Source organism: Aestuariivirga sp., from assembly GCF_046093005.1.
In the GTDB taxonomy this organism is placed as follows: Bacteria; Pseudomonadota; Alphaproteobacteria; order Rhizobiales; family Aestuariivirgaceae; genus Aestuariivirga.
Genome location: NZ_JBJTER010000208.1, coordinates 1 through 13,408, shown reverse-complemented (window position 1 = coordinate 13,408; position 13,408 = coordinate 1). Strand labels below are relative to the sequence as shown.

Here is a 13,408-nt window from a genome sequence, read left to right as displayed (position 1 = left end):
GCGCCCGCTTTCGTCCTCTCCCGCCTGCGGGAGAGGAAGGGGCCCCAACGAAGTTGGGGAAGGTGAGGGGAGCGAAGCGTGCTGCTTGATTTCTCACGCCACCTTCCCCTCATCTTTCCCATTGCTTCGCAATGGGCCCCTTTCTTCTCCCGCTCAAGGAGCGGGAGAAGACCTAGGGCACATGACGGCGCGAAACATCGGAAGCATGTCCGCCGTCATAAACCCCTGGCCATGTCCCTGAGCTTGAACTTCTGGATCTTGCCGGTCGAGGTTTTGGGAAGCTCGGTGAACACCACATGGCGCGGCGCCTTGAAGCTGGCGAGGCCGCCGCGGCACCAGGCGATGATCTCTTCCGCCGTGGCCTGCTTGCCGGGTTTGAGCTCCACGAAGGCGCAAGGCGTTTCGCCCCATTTCTCGTCAGGCCGCGCCACCACCGCCGCCGCCTGCACGGCGGGGTGCTTGTAGAGCACGTCCTCGACCTCGATCGAGGAGATGTTCTCGCCGCCTGAGATGATGATGTCCTTCGAGCGGTCCTTCAACTGGATGTAGCCGTCGGGGTGCAAGACGCCCAGGTCGCCCGAATGGAACCAGCCGCCGCGGAAGGCCTCGGCAGAGGCCTTCGGGTTCTTGAGATAGCCCTTCATCACGATGTTGCCGCGGAACATCACCTCGCCCATGGTTTCGCCGTCGGCGGGCACCCGCTCCATGGTCTCGGGGTTCATCACGGTCAGGTCCTCGAGCGCGTGGTAGCGCACGCCCTGCCTGGCCTTCCTGGCGGCGCGCGCCGGGCTGTCGAGCAGGTCCCATTCGGCCTTCCAGTCATTGACCACGGCTGGCCCATAGGTTTCGGTGAGGCCGTAGAGATGCGTGACGTTGAAGCCCGCATCCGCCATGGCGGCCAGCACCGCCTCGGGCGGCGGCGCCGCGGCGGTGAAGAATTCCACCTTGTGAGAGAGCGCGCGCTTGTCTTCCGCCGGCGCGTTGAGGATCGTCGACATCACGATGGGCGCGCCGCACAGATGCGTGACCTTGTGTTCGGCGAGCGCTTCCCAGATTGCCCTGGGCCGCACCCAGCGCAGCGTCACATGAGTGCCGCCAACCACCGAGATCGACCACGGAAAGCACCAGCCGTTGCAGTGGAACATCGGCAGCGTCCAGAGATAGACGGGGTGCTTGGGCATCGCCGCGGTCAGCACATTGCCCTGCGCCAGGAGATAGGCGCCGCGGTGGTGATAGACCACGCCCTTCGGGTTGCCGGTGGTGCCGGACGTATAGTTGAGCGAGATCGCCTCCCACTCGTCGGCGGGCCACAGCCAGTCGAAGCCAGCATCGCCGCTGGCCAGGAACTGCTCATAATCGATGGCGCCCACCGGCTCGCCGTCCACCGCATATTCCGGGTCCACGTAGTCGATGACGATCGGGTGCGGCGCCTTCATCAGCGCCAGCGCTTCGCGGGCGAGCCTCGAGAATTCCCGGTCGACGATCAGCACCCGCGCCTCCGCGTGAGCGAGCGAGAAGGCGATGGTGGCGGCATCGAGCCTGGTGTTGAGCGTGTTCAGCACCGCCCCCGCCATCGGCGCGCCATAGTGGCATTCGAGCATGGCGGGCGTGTTGGCGAGCAGCACCGAGACGGTCTCACCCTTCCTGATGCCGGCCCTGGCCAGCGACGAGGCGAGCTTGCGGCAGCGGCCATAGAACGCCGCATAGCTGGTGCGCTGGCGGCCATGCACGATCGCCATGTGATCCGGGTAGACGGCCGCCGCGCGCGCCAGGAAGCTGAGCGGCGTCAACGGCTGGAAATTGGCGGCATTCTTGTCGAGGTCTTTCTCATAGGCGGACATGAGGCTATCCTTGGTCAGAATGAAAGCGGTTCTAGCCCAGCCGGCTCCGCCGTCAAAGCGGCCCCTCCGGCTGGGCAAACCCGCCCTCGATCATCGCAGCGAAAGGCCCGCCTCATGAGCCGCTATCACGAGACCTATGCCAGCTGGAAACAGGACCCGGCCGCGTTCTGGGCGGAGGCCGCCAGGGCCATCGACTGGGCCGCGCCCTGGCAGCAGGTCTATGCCCAGGTCGGCGGGCTCGACCGCTGGTTCGTTGGCGCTCAATGCAACACCTGCTGGAACGCCGTGGACCGCCATGTGAAGGAGGGCCATGGCGAGCGGCTTGCGCTGATCTATGACAGCCCGGTCACCGGCGCCAGGGCGCGCTACACCTATCGCCAGCTCCTCGACGAGGTGTCGGTGCTGGCGGCGGCACTCGAGGATCTCGGCGTGCGCAGGGGCGACCGGGTGATCCTCTATATGCCGATGGTTCCGGAGGCGCTGTTCGGCATGCTGGCCTGCGCCAGGCTGGGCGCCATCCACTCGGTCGTGTTCGGCGGCTTCGCGCCGCCGGAACTCGCCACCCGCATCAATGACGCCAAGCCCAGGCTCATCCTGTCCGCCTCCTGCGGCATCGAGCCGGGCCGGGTCATCGCCTACAAGCCGCTGCTTGACCAGGCGCTGGACATCGCCGCGCACAAGGTCGAATCCTGCGTCATCCTGCAGCGCCCGCAGGTTGCCGCGGAGCTCAAAGCGGGCCGCGACCATGACTGGGAAGACATCACCCGCGTCGCCAGGGGCCAGGGCCGCGCGGCCGCCTGTGTGAACGTCGAGGCCACCGACCCGCTCTATATTCTCTATACCTCCGGCACCACCGGCCAGCCCAAGGGCGTGGTGCGCGACAATGGCGGGCATATGGTGGCGCTCAGATGGTCGATGGAAAACATCTACGGCATCAGGCCCGGCGAGGTGTTCTGGGCGGCCTCGGACGTGGGCTGGGTGGTGGGCCATTCCTACATCGTCTATGCGCCGCTGCTGCATGGCGCCACCACCATCCTGTTCGAGGGAAAGCCCGTGGGCACGCCGGATCCCGGAACCTTCTGGCGCATCGTGTCGGACTATGGCGTCTCGGCGCTGTTCACCGCGCCCACCGCTTTCCGGGCCATCAAGAAGGAAGACCCGGAAGGAAACTTCATCCGCAAATATGATCTCTCCTCGCTGCGCACCCTGTTTCTGGCGGGCGAGCGCGCCGACCCCGACACGGTGAAATGGGCCGAGGACATGCTGAAAGTTCCGGTCGTCGATCACTGGTGGCAGACCGAAACCGGCTGGTCGATTGCCGCCAATCCGGTGGGGCTCGGCATGCTGCCGGTGAAGCACGGCTCGCCCACCGTGGCGATGCCCGGCTATGACATCCAGGTGCTGGACGAAGGCGGCCATGAAGTGCCGCGCGGCAAGCTGGGCGCCATCTGCGTGAAGCTGCCGCTGCCGCCCTCCTGCCTGCCGACGCTCTGGAACAATGACGAGCGCTTCCGCAATAGCTATCTCTCGCGCTTTCCCGGCTATTACGAGACCGCCGACGCGGGCTTCATGGACGAGGACGGCTACGTCTACATCATGGCCCGCACCGACGACATCATCAACGTGGCGGGCCACCGGCTTTCGACCGGCGGCATGGAGGAAGTGCTCGCCGGCCACCCCAATGTGGCGGAAACGGCAGTCATCGGCATCGCCGATCAGCTGAAGGGCCAGGTGCCGGTGGGCTTCGTGGTGCTGAAGGCGGGCGTTGCCCGGCCCGCCGCCGACATCGAGAAGGAATGCGTGGCCCGCATCCGCGAGAAGATCGGCGCGGTGGCCGCGCTCAAGACGGTCGTGGTGGTGCCGCGCCTGCCCAAGACGCGGTCCGGCAAGATCCTGCGCGCCACGATGCGCAAGATCGCTGACCGGGAGGAGTTCAAGACGCCGGCCACCATCGACGATCCAGCGATCCTCGATGAAATCCGCGCCGCGCTGGCGGGCAAGGGGATCGGGGTTTGAGCCTGGCAGGCGAAACGCCACACAAACTGGGCAACTGTCAGAACGCCATAAGGTGGGTTGCGAATTGTATCATAAAATGATATATTCTGATACAATAGGATTGGTCGCTATGGCATCCAGTTACACGCTTGGAACGCACTTCGAGGACTTCGTGAAGGGCCTCGTCAGCAGTGGCCGCTATGCAACGGCCAGCGAGGTCATGCGGGATGGCCTCCGCCTGCTTGAAGAGCGGGAAAACCTCCAGCAGGCGAAAATCGAAGCGCTGCGAACGCTGATACAGGAGGGCCGGGACAGCGGCGCCAGTTTGCCTGCCGATGCGGTGCTTGACCGCCTGGCCGCAAAATACGCGGGCAAGAGCCCGGGTAAATGAGGGTTGCCTTCTCACCCCGTGCGGCCCATGACATTGAAGAAATCGGCGACTACATTTTTCTCGACAATCCGCAAGCCGCGTTGAAGTTTATAGCTGGCTTAAGGGCGAGGTGCGCGCGCCTTTCCTCTTCTCCTCTGGGCGGGGCCGCGCGGCCTGAGCTTGGAGAAAACCTCCGGTCGGTTCCATTTGGCCGTTACGTGATCTTCTACACGCCGCTGCCGGATCAGATCTTGATTGAGCGGGTTCTGCATGGGGCGAGGGATATCCCCGTGATCTATGGCGAAGAAATCTAGCGCCTCCCGCATGCGCCGAGCGGCGAGGAGTTCCGAACATCGTTTGCCCGCCCGCTCAATCCGCGAAAGGGTCCTTCATCAGGATGGTGTCCTCGCGCTCCGGGCTGGTTGACAGCAGGGCCACCGGGCAGGCGATCAGCTCTTCGAGGTAGCGGACGTATTTGATGGCCTGGGCGCAGCTCCCCGCCCAGCTGCGCGCGCCGGCTGTCGTTCCTTTCCAGCCTTCGAAGCTTTCATAGACGGGCACCACGCGCTTCTGCGCCTCCTCGGCTTCGGGAAAGCGGTCGATCCGCTTGCCATCCAGCTCATAGCCGATCCCCACCTTGATCTCGTCGAGCCCGTCCAGCACGTCGAGCTTGGTCAGCGCGATGCCATGGATGCCGGAAGTCCTGATCGCCTGGCGCACCAGCACCGCGTCGAACCAGCCGCAGCGGCGCTTGCGGCCCGTCACCGTGCCGAACTCGCGGCCGCGCTGGCCGATATATTCGCCGATGTCATTCTGCTGCTCGGTGGGGAACGGGCCGGAGCCCACCCGCGTGGTGTAGGCCTTGGCGATGCCCAGCACATAGCCGATCGAGGATGGCCCGAGGCCGGAGCCCGCCGCCGCTTGGCCCGCCACCGTGTTGGACGAGGTCACATAAGGATAGGTGCCGTGGTCGATGTCGAGCAGGATGCCCTGCGCGCCCTCGAAGAGGATGCGCTTTCCGTCGCGCTTGGCTTCGTCGAGCAGCGCCCAGACGGCGTCCGAAAACGGCAGGATGCGCGGCGCGATGGCGGCCAGTTCGGCGATCAGATCATCCGCCTTCACCTCCGGCTGGCCCATGCCGCGGCGCAGCGCGTTGTGATGGCCGAGCAGCCGCGCGACCTTGGGGCCGATGGTGCCGAGATCAGCGAGGTCGCTCACCCGGATGGCGCGGCGGCCGACCTTGTCCTCATAGGCGGGGCCGATGCCGCGCCCGGTGGTGCCGATCTTGGCGGCGCCCGCGGCGGCCTCGCGCATCTGGTCGAGGTCGCGGTGCAACGGCAGGATCAGCGTGGCATTGCCGGCAACGCGCAGGTTGTGGCGCGTGATCTCGACGGCTTGCGAACCCAGCTTGTCGATTTCGGCGGCCAGCGCCCAGGGGTCGATCACCACGCCATTGCCGATCACCGACAGCTTGCCCGGCCTGACGATGCCCGACGGCAGCAGCGACAGCTTGTAGGTGACGCCGTCGATCACCAGCGTATGGCCGGCATTGTGGCCGCCCTGGAAGCGCACCACCACATCGGCGCGCTCCGAGAGCCAGTCCACCAGCTTGCCCTTGCCTTCGTCGCCCCATTGGGCGCCGACCACCGCGACATTCGCCATTTCCGGTTCCCCGTCATTCACAGCAACGGCCCCGGGCGGGATGCGCCGCCGGGGCCGTTGACGGTGTCTACAGCAATGCGCGGCCGGGGCAAAGCGGAGATGCGGGGGGCGGCCGATCCGCCCTGTTGACCTTGGTGATCCCGCGGTGCAAGCCTCTGGCTTGCGATCTCAGAAAGGGAAAAGCCCGTGATGAAACTCAAGTCCGCGCTGTCCGGACTGGCCTTGCTGGCCGGCATCAGCGGCCCCGCCTTTGCCGCGGCCACGCCGGAAGAGGCCCAGCGCCTCACGGACGTGTTCCAGACCTATCTGGGCAAGGAACCCGGCGTGGTGACCGTAACGCCCGAGGGCGACAGTTACCGCGCCCGGTTCGACGCCGCGCCGCTGTTTGCCAAGATCAGGGAACCAAACGTCACCTTAAGCCTCACGCCCATCGAATGGCTGATCACGCCGCAGGGCGGCGGCAAATGGCAGGTCGACCAGGACCAGCCGCTGGCCTTCCAGATGAAAGCCGGTGATGCGGCACAGGGTGCGGAAGGGGCCATCGAGTTCAGAATCCAGCTGGGCTCCTACAAGGGCACTGGCGTGTTTGATGAGGCTCTGTCCAGCTTCGCTTCCACGAGCAGCGAACTGAAGCAGATTGCCATGGATCAACAGATGTCCGCGCGGGGGCAGGAAAGCCGGACCATCAGCACGGCCGACAGCATCTCAGTCACATGGGCGCTGACCGGCAGCGCCGATGACGCTGAAAGCACCATGAATATCGGCTACCAGGGCCTCCGCCAGACTTTCAGTGGATCGGATGCGTCCGGAGCTCCGGTGCCAGCCATGGCGTTCTCTCAGTCCTCCAGCGATGGAAAACAGACCATCACCAGCAAGGGCCTCAAGCCAAAGGCAATCGCCGATCTGATCGCCTGGTTCGTACAGCGGCCTTCCGGGGAAGCGATCGCCGCGGACCAGGCGGAGCTGAAGGGCAAGCTCAAGGCCGCGATGCCTCTGGTGAGGAGCATGTCATCAACCCAGACCATGAACGCGCTCGCCGTGAATACCGTGGCGGGGAGTTTCGGCCTGCAACAGCTCGGACTTGATATGGAGGTCACGGGCTTCGTCAGTGACGGCTATTTCCGGCAGCGCTTCTCGTTCACCGGCATCTCGGCGCCACAGGAACTTGTTCAGCCCTGGGTGGCTGACATCATCCCTCAAGATTTCGTGCTGGATTTCAATGTCAGCAAATATGATCTCGCCGCCGCCGCGGCGCTTTTCATCGACAAAATGGACCTCGCCAAAGACCCGCCTGTGTCAGAGGCCGTCGAAAGTGAGCTCATCATGGCGTTGCTGCCCGGCGGCGTGGTGCAGATCGGCTTGGGACCCAGCGAAATTCTCGCCAAGGCCTTCAACCTCAAAGCTGAAGGCGGCATGACGGCGGGGCCCGCCGTGATGCCGGCTGGCAAGGCGCTGCTCAAGCTCACCGGCATGGACCAGCTGATGGCCGCCCTGCAGGCAGCCCCGCCCGAGATGGAAATGCAGAATCTCGCGCCGATGCTGCTGCTGGTCCGGGGCCTCGCCAGGCAGGAGGCGGATGGTTCCCTGTCCTGGGCCATCGAAAGCACGCCCACCGGCGGCGTCACCGTCAACGGCACCGACCTCACCAAGATGATCGGCGGGCAGTAGCCGCCGCCGTCAGAAACGCAACGGCTTCACCTGCCGCACATGCGGCAGACTGTTCACCGCCTGGAGCACCGGCGGCGGCGGCTCCTCGTCGACCGAGACGAGGCAGATCGCCTCGCCGCCCTGGGAGCGCCGCCCGAGGTTGAAGGTGGCGATGTTGACGCCGGCATTGCCCAGCACCGTTCCCAGCGCGCCGATGAAGCCGGGCCTGTCCTCATTGGTGATGTAGAGCATGTGCGGGCCGAATTCGGCTTCAAGGTCGATGCCCTTGATCTGGATGAGCCGCGCCTTGCCGTCCGAGAACACCGTGCCGGCCACCGCCCGCTCGAGCCCCGCCGTCTTCACGGTGAGGCGGATGTAGTTCTCATAGGCGCCGCGCTGCGATTGCCGCACCTCATCCACCTTGATGCCGCGTTCGCGCGCCACCACCGGGGCCGACACCATGTTCACCAGGCCCAGCATCGGCCGCAGCATGCCAGCCAGCGCCGCCGAGGTCAGCGCCCGGGTGTTCATCTCGCCAACCTCGCCCGCATATTCGATGACGATGCGTTCGACCGGTTCTTCGGTGAGCTGGCCCGCGAAGGAGCCAAGCTTTTCCGCCACCGCGATGAAGGGTGACAGCCGCGGCGCCTCGTCCGCCGAGATCGACGGCATGTTGAGCGCGTTGCTCACCGCGCCGTTGAGCAGATAGTCCGCCATCTGCTCCGCGACCTGCAGCGCCACGTTTTCCTGCGCCTCGCCGGTCGAGGCGCCGAGATGCGGCGTGCAGACGACATTCTCGTGCCCGAACAGCTTGTGGCTGACAGCGGGTTCCGCCTCGAACACGTCAAGCGCCGCGCCCGCCACCTGGCCTGACATCAGCGCCTCATACAGCGCGTCTTCCGCCACCAGGCCGCCGCGCGCGCAGTTGATGATGCGCACACCCTTGCGGCATTTGGCCAGCGCCGCCGCGTCGATGATGTTGCGCGTCTTGTCGGTCAAGGGCGTATGCAGCGTGATGAAGTCGGAACGGCGGAAGATGTCGTCGAGCTCCACTTTCTCGACGCCGATTTCGATCGCCCGCTCCGGCGACAGGAACGGGTCATAGGCGATCACCCGCATCTTAAGGCCCAGCGCCCGGTCAGCGACGATCGCGCCGATGTTGCCGCAGCCGATCACGCCCAGCGTCTTGTTGAACAGCTCCACGCCCATGAAGCGGTTCTTCTCCCATTTGCCGGCATGGGTTGAGGCATTGGCCGTGGGAATCTGCCGGGCCAGCGCCATCATCATGGCGATGGCGTGCTCGGCCGTGGTGATGGCGTTGCCGAAGGGCGTGTTCATCACCACGATGCCGCGCTGGGTGGCGGCGGCGAGATCGACATTGTCAACGCCGATGCCGGCGCGGCCAACCACCTTCAGTTTTTCAGCGGCGGCGATCAGCTTGGGCGTCACCTTGGTGGCGGACCTGATGGCGAGCCCGTCATAGGAGGGAATCGCCGCCAGCAGCGCGTCCTTGTCCTTGCCAAGGTCCGGCAGATAATCGACGGCGACACCGCGGTCACGGAAGATCTGCACGGCGGTTTCGGAAAGCTTGTCGGAAACGAGAACACGGGGAGCCATGTTGGACACTCCTGAAGAAAACGGAAAAGGGTTCGGTTAGCCGCGGGCCTGGGCATAGGCCCAGTCGAGCCACGGCATGAGCGCTTCAACGTCGGACGTTTCCACGCTGGCCCCGCACCAGATGCGAAGCCCGGGCGGCGCATCGCGGTAGGAGCCGATGTCGAAGGCCACGGCTTCCGCCTCGAGAAGCTTCACCATGGACTTCGGCACCGCCGCATCGCCCTCGAGCGTGAGGCAGACTGAGGTGTTGGAGCGCGTGGCCGGATGTTTCGCGAGATTGGCGGCAAAATCGCGGGCATCGATCCAGCGCTGCACCACGGCGGCGTTGGCGTCGGCGCGGGCCATCAGCGCCTTGAGGCCGCCCAGCGATTGCGCCCATTCGAGCGCCGCGATGTAATCCTCCACGCACAGCATGGAGGGCGTGTTGATGGTTTCGCCCTCGAAAATGCCGGCGATCAGCTTGCCGCCGCTGGTGAGGCGGAAGATTTTCGGCAGCGGCCAGGGCGGCCTGTAGCTTTCGAGCCGTTCGACGGCGCGCGGGCCGAGGATCAGCACGCCATGCGCGCCTACGCCGCCCAGCACCTTCTGCCAGGAGAAGGTCACCACATCGAGCCTGGCGAAATCGAGCGGCTGGGCGAAGGCCGCCGAGGTGGCGTCGCAGATCGTGAGCCCGCCGCGGTTGGCCGCGATCCAGCTGGCATCGGGGACCCGTACGCCGGAGGTGGTGCCGTTCCAGGTGAAGACCACGTCATGGGCGGGGTTCACCGCGGCAAGATCGGGCAACGCGCCATAGGGCGCGGTCAGCACCCGCAGGTCCTTCAGCTTGAGCTGTTTCGCGGCATCCGTCACCCAGCCCTCGCCGAAGCTTTCCCAGGCCAGCATGTCAACCGGGCGTTCGCCGAGCATGGTCCACATCGCCATCTCGACCGCACCCGTATCGGAGGCCGGCACGATGCCGATGAGGTGGCTGGCCGGAACCTCCAGCACGGCGCGGGTGAGTTCAATGGCGCGCTTCAGCCGCGCCTTGCCAAGGCTCGAGCGGTGCGAGCGGCCGAGTGAGTCCAGCTTGAGTTTGTTGGGAGACCAGCCCGGGAACTTGGCGCAGGGGCCGGAAGAAAAATGCGCGGAAGCGGGCCGCGCGGCCGGTTTCATCGTCATCTTGTGCTCCATCCTTGCAGATGGACCGGCCCTCGGTGGGGAGGGCTAGCCCGCGGCCCATATCGCGCATTTCAGCCCGCGTTGCAAGAGCCGCCGTCTCTCCAGGAATGTGAAAGCACGTCATGCCATGGCGTGACCGCCGCATCTTCTTGCCGGCGGCGCTTGTGATGATGGACGGGTCAAGCCCGGCGTTGATGAGACGGGAGACGGCTTGACCGGGCAATCTTCATGCTTGCAACCAAGGAAAACCCCCGGGGTCAAGCCCGGGGGTGATGAGAGGGGGGAGCGGCACGGCCACCCGGTCACGCCCGGGGGCCGCGGGAGGCTTGCGCGCGTCTCGTTCAGCCGTCAGAAGCGGTAGCGCAGGCCGATCAGCGCCTGGTTGTCGTAGACGTCCTCATCGAAGATCTGCCGGTAGCGGTAGCCGACATCGGCGCTCAGTTCGTCGGTGAGGTTGACCTCGACGCCGGCCATCAGGCCGAAGGCCACGCCGTTGACATCGTCGCCGGTGCCGGTTGCCCAGCCATAGCCGACGCCCGCGCCGACATAGGGCGTGAGCATGGTCTGGGTCGGAATGTCGAAATAGACGTTGCCCAGCGCCGTGGTGAGCGAGGTGTCGTCGTTGCCAAGCCCGGCGTAATCAACGCGCAGATCGGTGCGCAGATTGTCGTTGAACTGATAGCCGACGCCGCCGCCGAGCGTCCCGGAATCGACCGTGCCGTCGCCGGTGTCGAGCCAGGAGAAGCCGCCGTCGAGCCGCAGATACCAGCTGGAATCGAGGATCGGGGTCTCGGGGATGGCATCGGCCGCCAGGGCCGGCGCGCAGGCGGCGGCCGAAAGGCCGAGGGCCAGAAATGTCTTGATGATGCTCTTCATGATCGTTGCTCCCTCGCAAAATCGATGACGAGGAAGTTAGACCCGCGCCATGGCCGGCAACGGGCGCCATTGCGGCGGAAAAAAGTCCGCTGCCCGATGTTGCGTTAATGCCACATGATTTTGCACCAGAGCGGGGCTGCGCGTTTACCGTCCATGCACCATAATGCGATCAGACGGCCTGGCGCCCGCGCCTTTACGCCGCCGCCCTGGCGATTGCCGCGCATAGTTCTTCAACGATGCCACGCACCAGCCCCGCGTCATCGCCCTCCGCCATCACGCGGATCACCGGCTCGGTGCCGGACGGCCTGATGACCAGGCGGCCCGCATTGCCAAGCCGCGCTTCCGCCGCGGCGATGGCGGCGCGCACCTGGTTGTCCTGCAATGGCGCGCCCTGCCCGAAGCGCACATTCTTCAGCACCTGCGGCAAGGGCGTGAACAGCTTGCACACCTCGCTCACCGGCTTGCCCTGGCGCTTCACTTCGGCCAGCACCTGCAGCGCCGCCAGCAGCCCGTCGCCGGTCGTTGAGAAGTCCGAAAGCACGATGTGGCCAGACTGTTCGCCGCCCACATTGAAGCCATGCGCGCGCATGTGTTCGACGACATAGCGGTCGCCGACCCGGGTGCGCGCCAGGGCGAGCCCGTTCTCCGCCAGATAGCGTTCGAGCCCGAGGTTGGACATCACGGTCGCAACCAAGCCGCCGCCCTTCAGTTCGCCGCGCCGCGCCCATGACGTGGCGATCAGCGCCATCAGCTGGTCGCCGTCGATCACCTGGCCTTTTTCGTCGGCGATGATCACCCGGTCGGCGTCGCCGTCGAGCGCGATGCCGATGTCGGCGCCCTGCTCCCTCACCCTGGCGCACATCGCCTCCGGGTGTGTCGAACCGCAGTGATCGTTGATGTTGACGCCATTGGGCTCAGCCCCGATCTGGATCACCTCGGCGCCCAGTTCCCACAGCGCCGCCGGCGCCACCTTGTAGGCCGCGCCATTGGCGGTGTCGGCCACCACCCGAAGCCCATCCAGCGTCATGTCCTTGGGGTAGGTGCGCTTGACGAATTCGATGTAGCGGGCCTGGGCATCCTCGATCCGCCTGGCGCGGCCGATGCGGTCCGGCGCGGCGCGGGTGGAAAGCGATGGGTCGTCAATCATCGCCTCGATCCGCTCTTCCTCCTCGTCGGAAAGCTTGAAACCGTCGGGCCCGAAGATCTTGATGCCATTGTCCGCATACGGATTATGCGAGGCCGAGATCATGACGCCGAGATCGGCCCTCAGCGAACGGGTGAGCATCGACACCGCGGGCGTGGGCAGCGGCCCGAACAGGAACACATCCATGCCGGCGGAAAGCAGGCCCGCCGCCATCGCATTCTCGATCATATAGCCCGAGAGCCTCGTATCCTTGCCGATCACCACGCGGTGGCGATGGCTGCCGCGGCGGTAGAGGCTGCCCGCCGCCATGCCGATTTTCAGCACCATATCGGCGGTCATGGCGCCGCTGTTGGCGAGGCCGCGCACGCCATCGGTTCCAAAATATCTCCGGCTCATGTCATCCCCCGCCTAAAGCCCGCTTTGTTCCGGCGCCGCCGCCGCCCTGATCACGGCGAGCGCCGCCACCGTCGCCTTGACGTCATGCACGCGCAGGATATGCGCGCCGTTGAGCGCCGCCCAGGCCGCCCCGCCGACCGAGCCGTTGGCGCGCTCAGCCGCCCGTTTCTCGCCGGTCAGCGCGCCGATGAAGGCCTTGCGCGACAGGCCCACCAGCAGCGGCACGCCCAGCCCATGGTAAAGCGCGAACTGGCGCATCACATCGAGATTGTGCCGGAAGCTCTTGCCAAAGCCGATGCCGGGGTCGGCGATCAGGCGTTCGCGCGCGATGCCCGCCGCCGCGCAGGCCGCGATGCGCGCCTCGAGCCAGTCATAAACGTCGAGCGCCACATCGTCATAGCGCGGGTTCAGCTGCATGGTCTTGGGGTCGCCCTGGGCATGCATCAGGATCACCGGACAGGACGCCGCCGCCATCGTCTCCATGGATGTGGGATCGAAGGTCAGCGCCGACACGTCGTTGACGAATTTGGCCCCGGCGGCCAGCGCCTCGCGCATCACCCGCGCCTTGCGGGTGTCGATTGAGACTGTGTGCCCCGCTTCGGCCAACGCCTTGATCACCGGAATGACCCGGCGCAGCTCTTCATCTTCCGGGACACCTTCCGAGCCCGGCCTGGTCGACTCGCCGCCGATGTCGAGAATGTC

11 protein-coding genes are annotated in these 13,408 nt (G+C 65.8%); 4 read left to right on the top strand and 7 right to left on the bottom strand.

Going from position 1 to position 13,408, the window contains the following annotated elements; genetic code table 11:
* Positions 1–215 precede the first annotated feature (215 nt).
* The gene (locus tag ACKOED_RS17605; protein ID WP_408917932.1) at positions 216–1,841 is read right to left on the bottom strand and encodes an acyl-CoA synthetase; all 1,626 of its coding nucleotides are present in this window, start codon (positions 1,839–1,841) and stop codon (positions 216–218) included.
* Between the two features lie 114 nt (positions 1,842–1,955).
* On the opposite strand from ACKOED_RS17605, the gene ACKOED_RS17600 reads away from it, so the two are divergent.
* The 3 genes from ACKOED_RS17600 (at position 1,956) to ACKOED_RS17590 (ending at position 4,520) form a co-directional block, all read left to right on the top strand.
* Entirely contained in the window at positions 1,956–3,857 is a 1,902-nt protein-coding gene (locus tag ACKOED_RS17600; RefSeq protein ID WP_408917931.1) for a propionyl-CoA synthetase, read from the top strand.
* Positions 3,858–3,966: 109 nt separating this feature from the next.
* On the top strand, positions 3,967–4,227 hold the full coding sequence (locus ACKOED_RS17595) for a type II toxin-antitoxin system ParD family antitoxin (protein ID WP_408917930.1): 261 nt from the start codon (positions 3,967–3,969) through the stop codon (positions 4,225–4,227).
* On the top strand, positions 4,224–4,520 hold the full coding sequence (locus tag ACKOED_RS17590; RefSeq protein WP_408917929.1) for a type II toxin-antitoxin system RelE/ParE family toxin: 297 nt from the start codon (positions 4,224–4,226) through the stop codon (positions 4,518–4,520). Before ACKOED_RS17595 ends, ACKOED_RS17590 begins: the two co-directional genes overlap by 4 nt.
* 55 nt (positions 4,521–4,575) lie before the next feature.
* Here the strand turns inward: ACKOED_RS17590 and ACKOED_RS17585 are convergent, their stop codons facing one another.
* On the bottom strand, positions 4,576–5,868 hold the full coding sequence (locus ACKOED_RS17585; RefSeq protein WP_408917928.1) for an adenylosuccinate synthase: 1,293 nt from the start codon (positions 5,866–5,868) through the stop codon (positions 4,576–4,578).
* Positions 5,869–6,057: 189 nt separating this feature from the next.
* On the opposite strand from ACKOED_RS17585, the gene ACKOED_RS17580 reads away from it, so the two are divergent.
* On the top strand, positions 6,058–7,536 hold the full coding sequence (locus tag ACKOED_RS17580; protein ID WP_408917927.1) for a hypothetical protein: 1,479 nt from the start codon (positions 6,058–6,060) through the stop codon (positions 7,534–7,536).
* A 9-nt stretch (positions 7,537–7,545) separates the two neighbouring features.
* Here ACKOED_RS17580 and serA read toward each other — a convergent pair whose 3' ends face one another.
* The 5 genes from serA to folP all read right to left on the bottom strand — a co-directional run.
* The gene (serA, locus tag ACKOED_RS17575; RefSeq protein WP_408917926.1) at positions 7,546–9,132 is read right to left on the bottom strand and encodes a phosphoglycerate dehydrogenase; all 1,587 of its coding nucleotides are present in this window, start codon (positions 9,130–9,132) and stop codon (positions 7,546–7,548) included.
* Positions 9,133–9,168: 36 nt separating this feature from the next.
* Positions 9,169–10,290, bottom strand: a complete 1,122-nt coding sequence (locus ACKOED_RS17570) for a phosphoserine transaminase (protein ID WP_408917925.1) — start codon at positions 10,288–10,290, stop codon at positions 9,169–9,171.
* A 348-nt stretch (positions 10,291–10,638) separates the two neighbouring features.
* Positions 10,639–11,166: an outer membrane protein gene (locus tag ACKOED_RS17565; RefSeq protein WP_408917924.1), complete on the bottom strand. Its 528-nt coding sequence runs from the start codon at positions 11,164–11,166 to the stop codon at positions 10,639–10,641.
* A gap of 193 nt (positions 11,167–11,359) precedes the next feature.
* Complete coding sequence (gene glmM / locus ACKOED_RS17560) at positions 11,360–12,706, bottom strand: phosphoglucosamine mutase (protein ID WP_408917923.1); 1,347 nt, start codon at positions 12,704–12,706, stop codon at positions 11,360–11,362.
* Between the two features lie 12 nt (positions 12,707–12,718).
* A partial coding sequence (folP, locus tag ACKOED_RS17555) for a dihydropteroate synthase (protein ID WP_408917922.1) occupies positions 12,719–13,408 on the bottom strand: 690 nt, incomplete at its 5' end.